Origin of the sequence: Paenibacillus sp. FSL F4-0122 (genome assembly GCF_038002845.1) — a bacterium.
GTDB lineage: Bacteria > Bacillota > Bacilli > Paenibacillales > Paenibacillaceae > Paenibacillus_AQ > Paenibacillus_AQ odorifer.
Map to the genome: position 1 here is coordinate 6,633,894 of NZ_JBBODI010000001.1, position 14,330 is coordinate 6,648,223.

10 protein-coding genes are annotated in these 14,330 nt (G+C 45.7%); all 10 read right to left on the reverse strand.

Annotated features, from left to right (window positions below; all coding sequences use genetic code 11):
- Positions 1-11: 11 nt before the first annotated feature.
- From MHH49_RS29285 to MHH49_RS29330, 10 genes are read right to left on the reverse strand one after another with little or no spacing between them, the layout of a single operon-like run.
- Entirely contained in the window at positions 12-1,436 is a 1,425-nt protein-coding gene (locus MHH49_RS29285) for a B12-binding domain-containing radical SAM protein (protein WP_076105502.1), read from the reverse strand.
- Positions 1,437-1,454: 18 nt separating this feature from the next.
- The gene (locus MHH49_RS29290; RefSeq protein WP_339810804.1) at positions 1,455-2,198 is read right to left on the reverse strand and encodes a hypothetical protein; all 744 of its coding nucleotides are present in this window, start codon (positions 2,196-2,198) and stop codon (positions 1,455-1,457) included.
- 21 nt (positions 2,199-2,219) lie between these two features.
- On the reverse strand, positions 2,220-3,392 hold the full coding sequence (locus tag MHH49_RS29295; protein ID WP_036685941.1) for an NAD(P)/FAD-dependent oxidoreductase: 1,173 nt from the start codon (positions 3,390-3,392) through the stop codon (positions 2,220-2,222).
- Positions 3,389-4,396: a hypothetical protein gene (locus tag MHH49_RS29300; protein WP_076105500.1), complete on the reverse strand. Its 1,008-nt coding sequence runs from the start codon at positions 4,394-4,396 to the stop codon at positions 3,389-3,391. The genes MHH49_RS29295 and MHH49_RS29300 overlap by 4 nt, the downstream gene beginning before the upstream one ends.
- Complete coding sequence (locus tag MHH49_RS29305) at positions 4,389-4,649, reverse strand: acyl carrier protein (RefSeq protein ID WP_162164283.1); 261 nt, start codon at positions 4,647-4,649, stop codon at positions 4,389-4,391. The genes MHH49_RS29300 and MHH49_RS29305 overlap by 8 nt, the downstream gene beginning before the upstream one ends.
- A gap of 18 nt (positions 4,650-4,667) precedes the next feature.
- On the reverse strand, positions 4,668-8,009 hold the full coding sequence (locus MHH49_RS29310; RefSeq protein ID WP_076274929.1) for a non-ribosomal peptide synthetase: 3,342 nt from the start codon (positions 8,007-8,009) through the stop codon (positions 4,668-4,670).
- A gap of 38 nt (positions 8,010-8,047) precedes the next feature.
- Positions 8,048-8,335: a hypothetical protein gene (locus tag MHH49_RS29315; RefSeq protein WP_076141736.1), complete on the reverse strand. Its 288-nt coding sequence runs from the start codon at positions 8,333-8,335 to the stop codon at positions 8,048-8,050.
- A gap of 27 nt (positions 8,336-8,362) precedes the next feature.
- Positions 8,363-10,015 carry a carbamoyltransferase family protein gene (locus MHH49_RS29320; RefSeq protein WP_036685931.1) on the reverse strand — a complete coding sequence of 551 codons (1,653 nt, stop codon included), beginning with the start codon at positions 10,013-10,015 and terminating at the stop codon, positions 8,363-8,365.
- On the reverse strand, positions 10,009-12,594 hold the full coding sequence (gene uvrA, locus MHH49_RS29325; protein ID WP_051491422.1) for an excinuclease ABC subunit UvrA: 2,586 nt from the start codon (positions 12,592-12,594) through the stop codon (positions 10,009-10,011). Before uvrA ends, MHH49_RS29320 begins: the two co-directional genes overlap by 7 nt.
- Positions 12,587-14,320, reverse strand: coding sequence for a hypothetical protein (locus MHH49_RS29330; RefSeq protein WP_036685928.1), 1,734 nt, complete (start codon positions 14,318-14,320; stop codon positions 12,587-12,589). Before MHH49_RS29330 ends, uvrA begins: the two co-directional genes overlap by 8 nt.
- Positions 14,321-14,330 lie beyond the last annotated feature (10 nt).

Below are 14,330 nucleotides of genomic sequence, written 5' to 3' on the forward strand. Positions count from 1 at the left end.
ACTTGCGAATCCTATTCATGAAAGGACAACACGTCATTCTCTATAAAAGCAGCTTTCTCTACAATTTTCCGCTTATAATTCCTTACTTTTGCATCATCTTTCTCTCCTTGAAGTGCAAAAAAACTATCCCGTGTTTCATCAGAAATTCCCCAGAATTTTTGCATCACCAAGGAAGTATGCATGTAGCTTTCTTCACCATCTTTATAAATTCCAAAATCAAAAAGCTGTTCCTTCACCTGTTCATATAGCTGTGTGCCAACATAAGGAACATTGATATTTATCACATAATTATCAGCCTTTAAGGCTTTAAAAAAAGGTAACATCTCTATATAATCTTGGTCATTGAATCCAGGGCATCCCAGCAAAATATAGGCTGTCCGTTTGATTCCCGCCTCCGCTGCCATGCGGAAAGCTTCCTCGACTTCCGTCAATCTAATTCCTTTATTCACCACTTGCAGCATCCTTTGGTTGGCCATTTCCACACCAAATTTCAAATGCACGCACCCCGACTGCTTCATCTTATCAAGGATATTCTGTCTCACACAAATGTCCACGCGCGCCTCTGCCCACCAGTGAAACTCAGGGTACTCCTCTTTTAGTTCAATCAGCAATCTAAGCATTTCTGAAGTGCGTTTGCCTAAGCCCGGCAGAAAGATCATATCTGAGAAATAAAATCCAAATACATGCATACGTTCAATGCGGTAGCGGATTTCGCTAACAAAACGTTCGGGAGACATAAAGGAGACATTGCAGCCGCGCAGCGAGGGCTGATAACAGAATGTACAGCGTTTGGGGCACCCGCGCATAGACATAATGTAGTCCCAGTCTTCCGGCTTATTTTTCTGCGCTAAATATGAATCTGTCAGTATCGGAAGATCGTTTAATTGCTGGGCCCATTTAACAGGCAGCATTCCCCTTGCATTCCCCTCTACTACAGAAACCGCAAGATCCTCGCCTTCTCCAACAATGATCGTATCCAAATCAGCCGTGTCCTTCAGCTTGGCATGTTTAAGCAAATGTCCATAACCAATACAGGTAACCTTATCTCCCCATCTCTTCTTTATCTCTTTTGCAAGGTATGCACAGGACTGAGTACTTCCAAGTTCGACAGTAGGCATCAGAACATCGCCAACACCAATAAACACATAATCAGGCTGAAAGCGCTCTAGCTCATTTATGACCATATCAAAGCTTTCATGCCCCCGAGTACAACGTTCCTGCATAAGCCAGCTGTTCATAGTCATACTGTACCGCTCTGTATAATCATGATCATCTGGAGCATTATCGCCATTAATTAACGTGACTGCATGACCCCTACGATGCAATATCTCCGCTATGTAATGCATAGCAGGACTGATCCTATTGTTTTTCGACTCAATAAGCCGGTAAAACGGGGGAATAACACAGGCTACTCTTTTACTCTGACGATCTGCCATTGATTTCGGCCTCCATTGTTAAATTTTAGTGAAACTGAGGTCTGAATCTGAGACGATGGAAGAACCGACTTTGGCAGCGGAACCGGGAAGTGTTCCAAATCTGGCACCCAAAAAACTGGCAGAGAATTGGGGCATCCAGCCATGCACATTAAAGCAGCCATTTCGGTCAAAACCGGCAATTAACATTCCCGAACGGTCGTATCTCCCTCTTGGAAGCCAAATCCAGTATTCCGAATCCGGGGTATTACCTGTCAAGAATCTCACTCTAGCCACGAAAAGAAGATACCTTTCCAAACTAAAGTTAAGATCCCCGCTGTCTTCCACTAAGTGTGCAACCTCTAGCCCTGTGTGTTTCATTAATGAAGGCGACAGCGCAGCCGATGTTCGAATCCAGCAATCTTCCTGCTCCGTTGCGGCTGTCACAAGTGGATCTTTTAAGGCCCAGCTTGAAATTCTTGTAAGCTCACCAATCTGTTCCCGTGTAATTCCCTTGGGAAAGCACAAAATAATTTCTCCATTTTCTCTCGATGAACGAATCTCTTCGCTTGTAAAAGGACAAGGCGATAGTTCGAATTTTCTGCCAATGATCTGATCTACCCCCATCCCACGATACCAGGATTCAAGCTCCAGACGCAGCATTTCGGGATCATCCGGTGAATGCTCAAGTTTTGCGGTAAACCGTTTGAGATCCGTCCGCTGAAGCACATTTGCGTTTAGCATATTATCTATAAGCTTTAACATTTGGTTCTTAGAGTTCTCCATTTCAATAAACCTCCTATACTTCTAAATCTTGTAGTATTCATTAATTTTTCTGCCTGCTGCAGTTAGCCAGCGATTGGACCGCAATGATGATATGTCTAATGTTTGTGCCGAATTCCCGGCTATTTCTTCACTGATTAGGAGTCCGGCGGCCGGGCTGTGCATAAAACCATGTCCGCTGAATCCTGACGCATGGTAAAACCCTTGGATTTTGTTATCAGCGCCCAGCACCGGATGGGAGTCCGGCGTGTCATCATAATACCCTCCCCAGCAGGATTTGATGGTTGCTTCCTGGAGACGAGGTAGCCGACGAAGAGCAGCTTCCAGATGTTTATATTCCCATTCCGGGTCTGAGTAGCTATAATCCGGATCTTCGCATCCCCCTGCAACAAAGGGCTTATTTAAGCCCGTTAACAGACCGCCTGTCTCCTTATGTAAGCCCAGACCTTCCCCGGGGAACACAATAACGGGAAAATCGGCGGGCAGCCATGGGAGCACATCTGTAACCAACAACTGCTGATGGCAGGGGATTACCGGCAACTCAATTCCGGCTTTAGCAGCCACAAATTTGGACCAGGGGCCCGTAGCATTTACAACAACTCGCGAAGTTATCGCTCCTTCTGACGTTACCACTTGCTGTATCGCGGAACCGTCAGTAATAAAGTCCGTTACAGCGACTCCAGGATAATATTTGACACCCAGCTCTCTGGAGAGCCGAATATACGTGCTTGTAATCTTATTGGGATCGATCAATCCATCCTGCTTATTGTAAGTTGCACCGGTTACATCCTCTAGAACCAGCATCGGCAGCTTCTTTTGAATCTGCTTAGGCTCCATCCATTCCGTTTGCACACCCAACCTTTGCTGCAAAAGCATCGCATCATAAAACTCAGAAAGATTATCTTGTGCCGTGAAAATAAACATATATCCGCACTGGTCCATTTCATCCTGAACAAGGTTATACGAATCAAGCTGCTCCAGCAATCGAAAACTTAACTTGGACAATTCAATATTTATCTCCGTTGTAAACTGACTTCGCATCCCGCCTGCGCAGATAGATGTGGTTGCTCCGCCTAAACTTTCGCTTTTCTCAAGCACTACCACATCGGTTATTCCTTTTTTGGCTAAATAGTAGGCTGTACACGCCCCGACTGCCCCAGATCCAATAATAACAACTTCACATTTATCGGGTATCACCGAGAATTCTCCTTTTCTTCTATTTTGCTGATTACAGTACTAAACTCTTTCAAAAGCGCTGACAGAAGCGCGCGCTCTTGCACATCGATACTCTCCACTGTGCGTGCAGCGATCCGCAACAGGTTAAGGTCAGGCTCAAGATGATATTTCACCAAAATGTTTCTGAGAATAAGAGTGGTTTCGTATATATCCTCATAGCCTTTCATAATGAAATCAGAAAGGTTATATCCACATTGAGATAAATATCCAAGCCTGTTAACCATGCATTTTTTGTGCTCCCAGAGTAAATGAAACGGACGAACACAATAGAAAATTTCGTTACGCGCCAACCTATCTAAATAGTCTAGCAGCGCTCCATACACCTTCATTCCCCAACACGAACCTCCATCTGTTCCCGGGCAGGTTACCATGGTTTCTGGCTGGCGTGAATAGTAATAATCCGCTAGGCTTGCGATCAGTGTAGTTGGCTCAAAATGCATCTTATCAGCTTCATTTAGCCGGACAGAGCGAATCGAACGCCGCTCGAATGCATGAGCGCGCAGCGATGATATGATCTGATCGGCGGGAAGCTCATGAAACTCGAAGATTTTATCGTAATCCGAGCCAGCAATACTAAATGTATGACTAAGATCATCATAGCCGTAAATCATAAAATTCCTTTCGAAATGAACCTTATTAAAATAGTGCTTACCTTCTATATAAAATTCATCCAAGCTTACTTCGACATACTCCTTCTCGGCCAGACAATCCAAGATCTGTTTTACAGCAACACGTTCAGGACCAAGCCTGATCTCTTTCAAATTCAGATAGGGGAAATGCCCCAAAGATTGCTCGGGTGACAGAAATTCAAGATCCATCACATCCATATTCGCTCCAAGATACAAATGAATATAATGGTTATGCAGCCAATCCATCTTTCTAGAGCAGACTTCTACTACACTGAGCAGATGAGAGCTGTTCATGCTGCTGTTCACCATAGGGTACTTGATCGGCAGGTTAGGCATCTGTGGCACATCCTTCACCATTTTTACTCCAGAGATATGCCGTTAAATCTCCAACCGTAGGAAAATGTCCTGCTACCAAAAGGTAAGGATCAAAGTCCAATTGCAACGCCCGCTCAACTTCAACAATAAATTTGATGTAAGTAAGCGAATCCATTTCCAGATCTGTGAACACACTTTCGGGCTCCAAGGAAATATCACACTTTACAAATAGGCGCAGCAATACCTCCACCCGCTGTTGTATTTGGTCCATCATATCCTCCCTGTCCATCATTTATCTCTGGCCTAATGTTCCTTCGCCTACTTGCAAAATTTCTTCCAACGACATTCCTAATTGAGATAACACTGATTTCGTCAGCTGCCCCTGGGCTGCAGCAGAGGACGGTTCAGCAAGCATGTCCGCCATTCTTGCAATCGTAAATTCGCCTAGGTACAACTCCATAATGGTTATATTTGTATTGAATCTTTTGTTGACAATACTAACTAGCTTTAGAGCTAATAACGAATGGCCGCCCAGATCAAAAAAATTCTCGGCAATGCCGATCGCACGACCCTCCAAACTCAACAACTCTTGCCAGATAGATTCTATCTCTGCCTGAAACTCATTTTTAGGAAGTAGAGCGCTGCTCGCTTCTTTAAATCTCACATCAGGCAGCGGAAGCGCCTGGCGATCAACCTTACCATTTCGATTTAACGGAAATCTCTCAAGTCTCATAAAGATGCCAGGAATCATATAGGCCGGCAAATAAGCTCTCGCATAATTTCGCAGCTCCGAAGCGGCAATCTCTTCATCGCTTACATAATAGGCAATCATAAGCTGCCCCCCGTTATTCTGCTTGAGCGGATGGACAAGAATCTCTTTGATCCGGTTGTAACGGCGAAATACGGCCTCGATTTCACCCAGCTCTATCCGCGCACCGTTGAGCTTGATTTGTTGATCTGTTCTTCCCCCATAAATAATCGTGCCTTCTTCGAGGAATTTGCCCATGTCTCCTGTGCGGTACAGACGTTCAGCAGCAGGATGTCTGGAGTAAGGATCGGGTACAAAACTGCGGTTGGTCAGCTCTTCATTTCCGATGTATCCTAGGCCCACTCCTATTCCACCAATGCATATTTCTCCGTAAACCCCAACGGGAACCGGCAGAAGATATTTATCCAGAATGTAGATTCGGAGATTGGAAATCGGTTTGCCGATCGGAACACTTGAATGGCCTCGGCTCTCCGCACAGTCCCAGCAGGTTACATCAATGGCCGCCTCAGCGGGCCCGTACAAGTTGAACAAATGCGCAGCGGATTTTGAGAAAAAAGAATCACGTAATGTGGTACTCAGCTCTTCTCCACTGCAAATGACATTTTTAAGTGAAATGCAGCTTTCTATTGGAAAGGAGTCCATAAACTGCTGCAGTAACGCCGGAACAAAATGAATCGTCGTAATATGCCTCTCGACAATCACATTCCCAATATATTCAGGATCATGCGGTTTATCCGGTCGGGCTAATACCAATTCCGCTCCATGCAGTAATGGCCACAGCAGCTCCCATACTGCCACATCAAAAGTGAGCGGTGTCTTCTGCAGCACTTTATCGGTCTCATCCAAACCAAACTGCTGCTGCATCCAAAGAAGCCGGTTGTATAATCCCTCATAGCTGTTCATCGCGCCCTTCGGGGTTCCGGTTGAACCGGAAGTATAGATAACATAGGCTAAATCGCTGGGTTCGACCGGCTCATTGTGCACAATTTCACACCTTAAGTCAGCTGAATAAGAGCTAATCCCGACGAGGACCACCTTATGCATCGGTTTAAACAGAGCCGCATATTGTTCCTGGGTGATGATCAGTGCACACGACGACTCACAAATCATATGGGCCAGACGTTTGGAGGGTAGCTGTGGATCAAGCGGCATAAATGCCCCGCCGCATTTAATTACCGCCAGAATTGAGGTGACTAGCTCAACAGATCTCTCCAAGCCCAACCCAACAAGGCTGCCACGCCCGATCCCCAATTGTATCAGCCTCGAAGCAAGCATATCTGAGGCCAGATCAAGCTCCTCATAACTCATGTTGTCTTCTTCGCTCAAAAATACAGCCCGCAGATGACTATGCTTCGCAGCTTGTTTTTTGATCTGGCTTATGAACCTTCGGCTGTCCAGACAGCCGAAATCCGTACAAGTATCATTCCATTCGTAGATCACTTTATTGATTTCTTCCGCGGTCAAAAACATGTGGCTGCTAACCGTAGCCTCCGGTCGCTGCAGCAGCTGCTGGAGAATGTTAATGTAGTGGTAATGGAATTGCCTCAATGAGGCCGCGTACCATTTATCATTGTTGTATTCGTAAAATAATTGCACTCCGCTTCCGGTATCATTCAGCCCAATCGTCAGGTCAAAGGCCGAAGAGCTTTTATCTGCCTTTAACGCTTCAACAGTTAGGTTGGATAACTCCAAATCCGTTTTGCCGCTCTGCACATAAGTAAACATCGTTTGAAACAGCGGATTTTCCCCTGGCCTGCGATCTGGATGCATAATACTGACCAGCTTGTCGAAAGAGACTTGTTGATAGGCAATGCCCTCATTAATTGTTTCTTTCTCTTTATTCAATACTTCAAAGAAGCTGTCTTCAGTCTGCACATTGGTGGTGAGTGGCAAAGTATTGGCAAAAAAACCAATAAGATTCCTTACTTCAATGCGGTTACGGTTAGCCATGGTTGAGCCGATAATCAGGTTAGACTGGCCGGTATATCTAAACATCAGGACCCGGTAGGCTGCGAGCATAACGTTATAGACCGTGAATTCGGGGTGACGTTTTATAAAATCCAGCATTTCATTATAGGCATCCTGCGGCAACTCTCCCCCATAATTGCACTCCGAATCGGTTGGCCCAGCAGCTTCAGGCATTGCCGCAAGGTTTAAATCAAGCCGTGTATCTGCCGAAGCTAACTTGTTGCTCCAATAATCCATTAGTGTTGGATTGCCGGCATTTGCAATATATTTTTGTTCCCAGACCGCATAAGCAGAATACTGTACCGGCAATTCAGGCAAGCGTGCCACCCTGCCTTCTTCCAAAGCGTTGTAGATCTCCCTGAATTCATTTGTAAAAATATCCAGAGACAACGCATCTGAAATGCTGTGATGGAAACGAAATATCAGTAAATGCTCGGTTGGGCTCATCTGCACCAGTACCGTCTCAAATAAAGAGCCTCCATTTAATTCGAACGGTTTATTAATCTCCATTGCCAACCAATCCAACGCCTGTTTCTCCATCTCTGACTCAAGACAATCCAACCGCTCAATCCTGACCGCTGCGGGCTGTGGAACCGTCTTTTGGTAAGGCTCCCCGTCTTTTTCGTAAAATACAGTGTCTAAAATTCGATGCCTTTCCTTCAATATACCCAGACATTCAGTCAAGTGTTTATAATTCAGACAACCCTTCAAGCGGTATTGTATCGTCATATTGTAAGCGGAGCTGGCAGGGTTCAATTGATGCAAAAACCATAATCTGCGCTGAGCGCCGCTCAGCGGAATATCGGTTAAATCGGAATCAGCACGGATAGGAGGGAGACTTCTATGCATTCGCTCGGCCTGCAGCAGCGCTTCCCAATTTGATAAACCTCGAGTCATACTTCATCCTCCCGATTCTTGGAATTAAAAATCATGCATCAGGAAATTGCCTTATCATTGAGCAACACTTTAAGACAGTTAATAATCGTCAAGGGAGACTCAAAGGTCTCTGGAGTGAGACAGTTGTCTGGAATCTGAACCCGGAAGACCTCCTCCAAATCGTACAGAAGATATAAAGCCCGGAACGAATTAACTCCCCATTCGGTTAAAGTTCTGTTCAAATCAGCAGCCTGCAGCGTCTCTTTCTGCTCTACTAAGGGTAAGGCTCCATTTTTGCGGATTAGTTCCATCACTGTCGCTTGGATATATTCCTCATCTCTGTTCATAACGGTCAAATCCCCTCGTTTCCCGTATTATTTTTCGATTAAGAAATTGCCGACCGCCAGCGCATCCATAGCGGAGGTATAGAAGGTTTTGATGGCGTCGTATGGAGTCTCACACACCGGTTCTCCTCGTGTGTTAAGCGATGTGTTCATTATCAGCGGAATTCCAGACAACTTATAATGCTCGGCAATAAGCTGATGCCAGACCGGATTCACCTCGCTTCGAACCGTTTGCGGTCTGGTAGATCCATCTACATGCACGATGGCAGGAACAGCCTGCCTTCTCTCTTCTTTGACTGTGTAGGCTTTCAGCATATACGGCGAATACTGCGCCTCCTCCACCAACCAATCCGCATGTTCATCCATAATACTTGGCGCCAGCGGTCTCCAGGATTCTCTGAATTTGATTTTTTGATTGACTTTTACATATGAATCATAACTTGCAGGACTGGCTGTTATGGAACGATTGCCCAATGCCCTTGGCCCCATCTCGGCTGCGCCTTGGAACCAGCCAATGACTTTACCTCTATCAATCAGTTCTGCCGTCTGCCGGCAAATATCGGATGAATAGTTATACTTCAAACCAAGCTTGTTTAATACCTCCGATATATGGTTGTCATCATAGGAAATTCCCCAGTAAGGAGTCTTCAGTCTGCCCTTTACAGGGAGAACGGAACGTTCTTTAGAGGCAATCATGGCAGCTCCGATACAGCCCCCAGCATCATTGGTTGCCGGTAATACGAAGATTTCATCGAAAATTCCGAGGCGTTCCAGCCTTCCATTCGTCGTACAATTGAGAGCAACACCTCCGCCTATCACCAAATTTTTACTGTTGCCTTGCCGGATGGTCTGCTGGCAAAGATGCACAATAGTGTCTTCCAGCGCCTGCTGCGCCGATGCGGCAATATCTTTGTGCTTCTTGCTGTATTCGACCGTATAATTGAGCCCGCCATACAGTGTATTATTGCTATAGATACGCTTTGGAGGATCACCGAATTTACGGTACATTTCCTTCATCCATATTCGGGTCAGCTTGTTATACTTATCCTCCAAACCAAGCGAACTATCAGGTTCTCCGATAGGAATCTCGTACCCGTCTTCCGTCAACCGTACAGAAAAGTCATAGACTGACTCTCCATAAGAGGCTAATCCCATCAGCTTTCCTTCTCCCGATGCTCCAAGCTGTAAATAATCACTGACGATGGAATAAAAAAATCCAAGCGATTGTGAAATCCCGTATTCTTGCTTAACCTCAATATGCTCATTCTTCCCATAGGCTACTGTGGTTGAAATATCGTCACCTTGTCCGTCCATAACCAAAATCACCGCATCATCGAACCCGGATAAATAGTAGGCACTTGCCGCATGGCATAAATGGTGGCTGACCGAAATGATAGTGGGCATTTTTTTGCCTGATAATACCGGGTGCTTCTTGAATTTCTCCAATATCCCCAATTCTTCCGCTTTTTGCGGGTCCCATGATAAAGCAATCAGATCGATATCTTCAAAAGCAACGCCCGCTTGTGACAGACAATTGAGGAGCGACAAAACCGGGGGCTCTCCGTAAGCATGTTTTTTTCGGCAAAAACGCTCCTCCTCAGCATAGGCCACCAAAACGCCATCATGAACCAAACATGCCGCTGAATCATGTCCTAGCCCACCGCTTAAACCAAGAATTAACACGTATACTCCCCCTCTAAGTTTTGTTGATATTGATTGAGAAGCTGATTTACAATTCGACCTGTTTTGGAATTCTTGATTTCCGCGATGTTCTCTGGTGTGCTTTCACCCAAGACTTGTCCCCCCTCCAGGCCTCCCTCCGGCCCCATGTCAATAATCCAGTCCGCCATGACTAAGACATCGGTATTATGTTCTATCACAACGACAGAATTACCCGAGTCGACCAACTGCCCAAGCATATCAATCAGCTTAATCACATCATGCGGATGCAGGCCTGTTGTTGGTTCATCAAGCAAGTACAAGGTGTGGTGTCTACTGCTTTTGGAGAGCTCTCTGGCCAACTTTACCCGTTGTGCCTCCCCGCCGGACAAAGTGGTTGCCGGCTGGCCCAGAATTAAATAATCCAGTCCAATACGGCACATCACATCCAGCTTGTTATATACGGATGGTTCATCCGCGAACAGTTCCATCCCTTCTTTTACAGAGCAAGCCAATACATCTGAAATGCTATGGTTTTTATACTTTACATCCAGAATCTCCGGCTTAAATCGTTTGGTCCGGCATACAGGACATGGGGTCTCAACCGACGGTAGGAATTGCAAATTCACTTGCACAAGCCCTGCTCCCTGACAGCGTTCGCATCGGCCGCCGGGGACGTTGCAAGAAAAGTGTTTGGCCTGGAGATTACGCATTTTCGCTTCAGGCAGCGCAGCAAAAATATTCCTTATCGCCGTGTATACATCTGTGTAAGTTGCCGCGTTTGATCTTGCAGTCTGACCGATAGGGGATTGATCAAAGCTAATGACCTTATGCACATTCTCCCAGCCCTTAACATCTGCATAGGCATCAGTCTCGGTGCTTTGGGTAAAATGAAGCTGTGCGGATCGAGCCAGGACGTCGAACATAAGAGTCGATTTCCCCGACCCTGATACCCCGGTCAGCACAACGAGCTTGCTCAACGGGATATTCACACTTACATCCTTAAGGTTATGGCGATTGGCATTTGTAATCTCAATGCATTTCCCGTTCCCTCTGCGGCGCTGTTCAGGAAGAACCACCGTATCTTTACCAGCGAAATACTGCCCGGTCCATGATCTGCTGCACTGAATCAGCTGCTGCACGGAGCCAGCCGCAACCACTTCTCCCCCTTGCTTGCCCGCACCCGGTCCGATATCAATAAGGTAATCGGCCGCCCGCATAACATCCGGGTCATGCTCGATAACTAGAACCGTATTTCCAAGATCACGCAACTGCCGGAGCACCCGGAGCAGACCTTCGGTATCTATCGGGTGAAGGCCAATTGTCGGTTCATCGAGAATATACAAAACTCCTGTTAAGCTAGCTCCGATTAATGAGACGAGCTTAAGCCTCTGCATTTCTCCCAGAGATAAAGAAACGGTGGAGCGGTCCAAGCTTAAGTAGCCGACACCCACTTCAATCAAGCGAGCCAGCTTTTTTTCCATTTCGGAAACGATGTTCATAAGCGGATCCTGACTTCCCCCTAGCTGTTGAGCGGACACTTTACGCAACCAGCCAAGCAAATGGAAGAGCGGCATTGCAGATGCTTCGGTGATACTTTTCCCGGCTAGCGTAACCGCTCGACTGTCTGCGTTCAGCTTCGTACCGTGACAATCCGAACACTCTTGCAGATGAAAGAATTTTTCAATCTTCTCTCGATAGTCCGATTCGTGTCCACGTTCCTTGTATCTGCGTTCCAGGTTGGTCAGAATCCCCTCGAATCTTCCCTCTGCAGCATAAGTTGGAGGGGTCTTCCCAGGAAAATGCCTGATAAATCGCTGGCTGTATACACCGAAATACAGCAGATCCCGTTCGACCGTGCCCAAATCTCTCAAGGGTTTATCAGGATCAAACACAAATCCGTAATAGTTACCGGCTGCAACCAAATTATCGGCCATTAACTGTGCTCCATGAGGATTGCTCCCCTTAAGTGCACACTGCTTCAAGCTGAGGCTGTCATTGAAAATTTCTTGTAAATTCGGTTTTCGTTCAACCCCCAAGCCCATACAAACCGGACATGCGCCTTCAGGTTTATTGAAAGAGAAATGGGACATGGTCAATGCTCTAAGCTCATGGCTGCACTCTGGGCACACGGCTTTGCCCTCATCGGAATAGGACATAGGAAGATCTTGAATCTCTGTTTCGATCGACTCATAGTTTTCCTGCCAGATGTCAGCACTACTTGAACCCTTGACTTGGCTTCCGCAATTAGGACAAGCTCTTTCTCCGCTTTTGGTAAACAATATACGAAGCAAGGTGTACAAATCCGTTGTAGTTCCAACGGTTGACCGGGGATTTCGGTTAGTGTGGCGCTGGTCAATACAGATGGAAGGCGACAACCCTTCAATAGAATCAACCTTAGGTTTGTGGATAAAATCACTTATCATACCGAGCGAATCCATGTATTGCCTCTGACATTCCTGCTGCAAGGTATTCATGGCAAGCGTTGATTTGCCGGAACCAGACAATCCAGTTAACACCACTAGTTTGTTTCGGGGGATAGACAGAGATATATTTTTCAGATTGTTTTCTCTCGCACCTTGAATTTTAATCCAGTCATTCAATGTGATCGGCTCCTTCATGAGACATCGTCATATGCTGCCGTATGAATGTTATCCATTCGGTCTTCGCTTCAGAAATGTTCATCAGCTCACTGAAGCATGATTCATGGTTAAAAGCTACTAACAGATTTCCTTGCATCTTTGATGCTGGTTTTCGTTTTTTGCCGCTCCATATTTCTCCTTCAAAAAAACAATAGCTATCTTCATCAGTTATACAAACCCCGCCTTGAGACTGGTGGCTTTGATTTAACCAGACATACACCAACACTGTAAGGGAAGCCGGATCGGCGGTACCGTGACGTATTACTTGGTCTGCAGTCATCAGTCGGTCGTGTTCCCGAAATATGGATTTCTTCTTCAATAAATCCACATACTCAAAAAAATGCTGTTTCGTATTATAATCGCTCAGAAACTGACGAATAAGCGGACTATTCATAGATGCCAGAACATAAGCCTGCGGTTTTGTTACTAATAGTGTCTGATAAGCATATTTGGCGTACGTATATACAGAATCCGGCAGATTGCAGCTGTATCTCAGCATCGTTTGACGCAGCAACCGATGAAGTTGCAGCGGGTCAGCGCATTCTTTTAAACTGGGCATTGGGCATTCATCCATATAGCTAATTCCCGTTGTTAGCGGACGTGTGAATTTAAACACAATGCCATCCTTGAACCAGTTATTTAATCGCTCCACCGTCCGGCCTGATAAATTCGAACTTCCGGCAGCAGACCAATACTCCCTCTCATTGAACAGCTTGCTGATTTCGGTCTGATAATAGTAAGTACCTGCATTTAATTTAACAATCCGGTCTGTGAAAAACAGGTATGCCTCTCCAGTGATGGAGACGAGCAAACAATCGTAATTAACTAAACGGAGCTGGACGATATCCGAAGCCGCCAAGCCGCATAATCGGAGCACCGCAAAATAAAATGACATAAGCGGCGTACAATTAGCGGTTAATGGAAAGTGATCTTCAGCCAAGGTCAACAGTTCATCATAACTAAACGTTGGAGCAGTAAATTTGCTTGACCAGCTGCTGTTACGATCAGGCCGCTCAATCTGGAAATTGATATTTTCACTTGCAAAATGATATAAGGACTCCAGCGTCCCTAGAGCGGTTGGCTGAAACAGCAATGCTGCCAGATCAGCTACGCGCAAAGACAGCATATTGGATAGAATGGCCGCACATTCCAATTCAGAGTGCACTTCCCGGGAACGTATATTTCGTGGAATTGCCCGAGCGTATAAATTCGCCGGCAGAGGATCGTTGCTGTTTCTAACAATCTCCAATTCCGCTTCATTGGTCCACCAGAAGAGATCAGTCATGGAATAAGTATCGTAATGAATTAGATCGGCTTCGGCCGAACCAAACGGTAGCCAGCTTTTCTCGATCGTTACAACCTTCCATTCTTTTTTGTCTTCAACATAGCGCATAGTATAAATATGCTCATCCTTTAGCTGGTCAAACTGTTCATAAGTAAAGGTCAAAGTACAAGCAGCAACAATTTCAGCAAGACTTATTCTGACATTTCGTACGTTAAATTCTATGCAAGTCGGAACTGTTTTTTGTAAATACCCATGGAACCATGCCCGCTGTGATTCAGCTTCCATTTCATCTTCGAAATACTGGGTCTCCAGCCAAAGTTCAATATCTCCTGTTGTTAAAGCACGATGAAGACAGTCGAGCAATGTAACGGAAATGGCGGATGTATCCAATGTCTTTTCCACACTCTTCACC

Coding starts and splice junctions, on each gene's coding strand:
- MHH49_RS29290 (WP_339810804.1), bottom strand. CDS start 2,198: ATGGAGAACTCTAAGAACCAAATGTTAAAGCTTATAGATAATATGCTA.
- MHH49_RS29315 (WP_076141736.1), bottom strand. CDS start 8,335: ATGAACAGAGATGAGGAATATATCCAAGCGACAGTGATGGAACTAATC.
- MHH49_RS29310 (WP_076274929.1), bottom strand. CDS start 8,009: ATGACTCGAGGTTTATCAAATTGGGAAGCGCTGCTGCAGGCCGAGCGA.
- MHH49_RS29285 (WP_076105502.1), bottom strand. CDS start 1,436: ATGGCAGATCGTCAGAGTAAAAGAGTAGCCTGTGTTATTCCCCCGTTT.
- MHH49_RS29305 (WP_162164283.1), bottom strand. CDS start 4,649: ATGATGGACCAAATACAACAGCGGGTGGAGGTATTGCTGCGCCTATTT.
- MHH49_RS29300 (WP_076105500.1), bottom strand. CDS start 4,396: ATGCCTAACCTGCCGATCAAGTACCCTATGGTGAACAGCAGCATGAAC.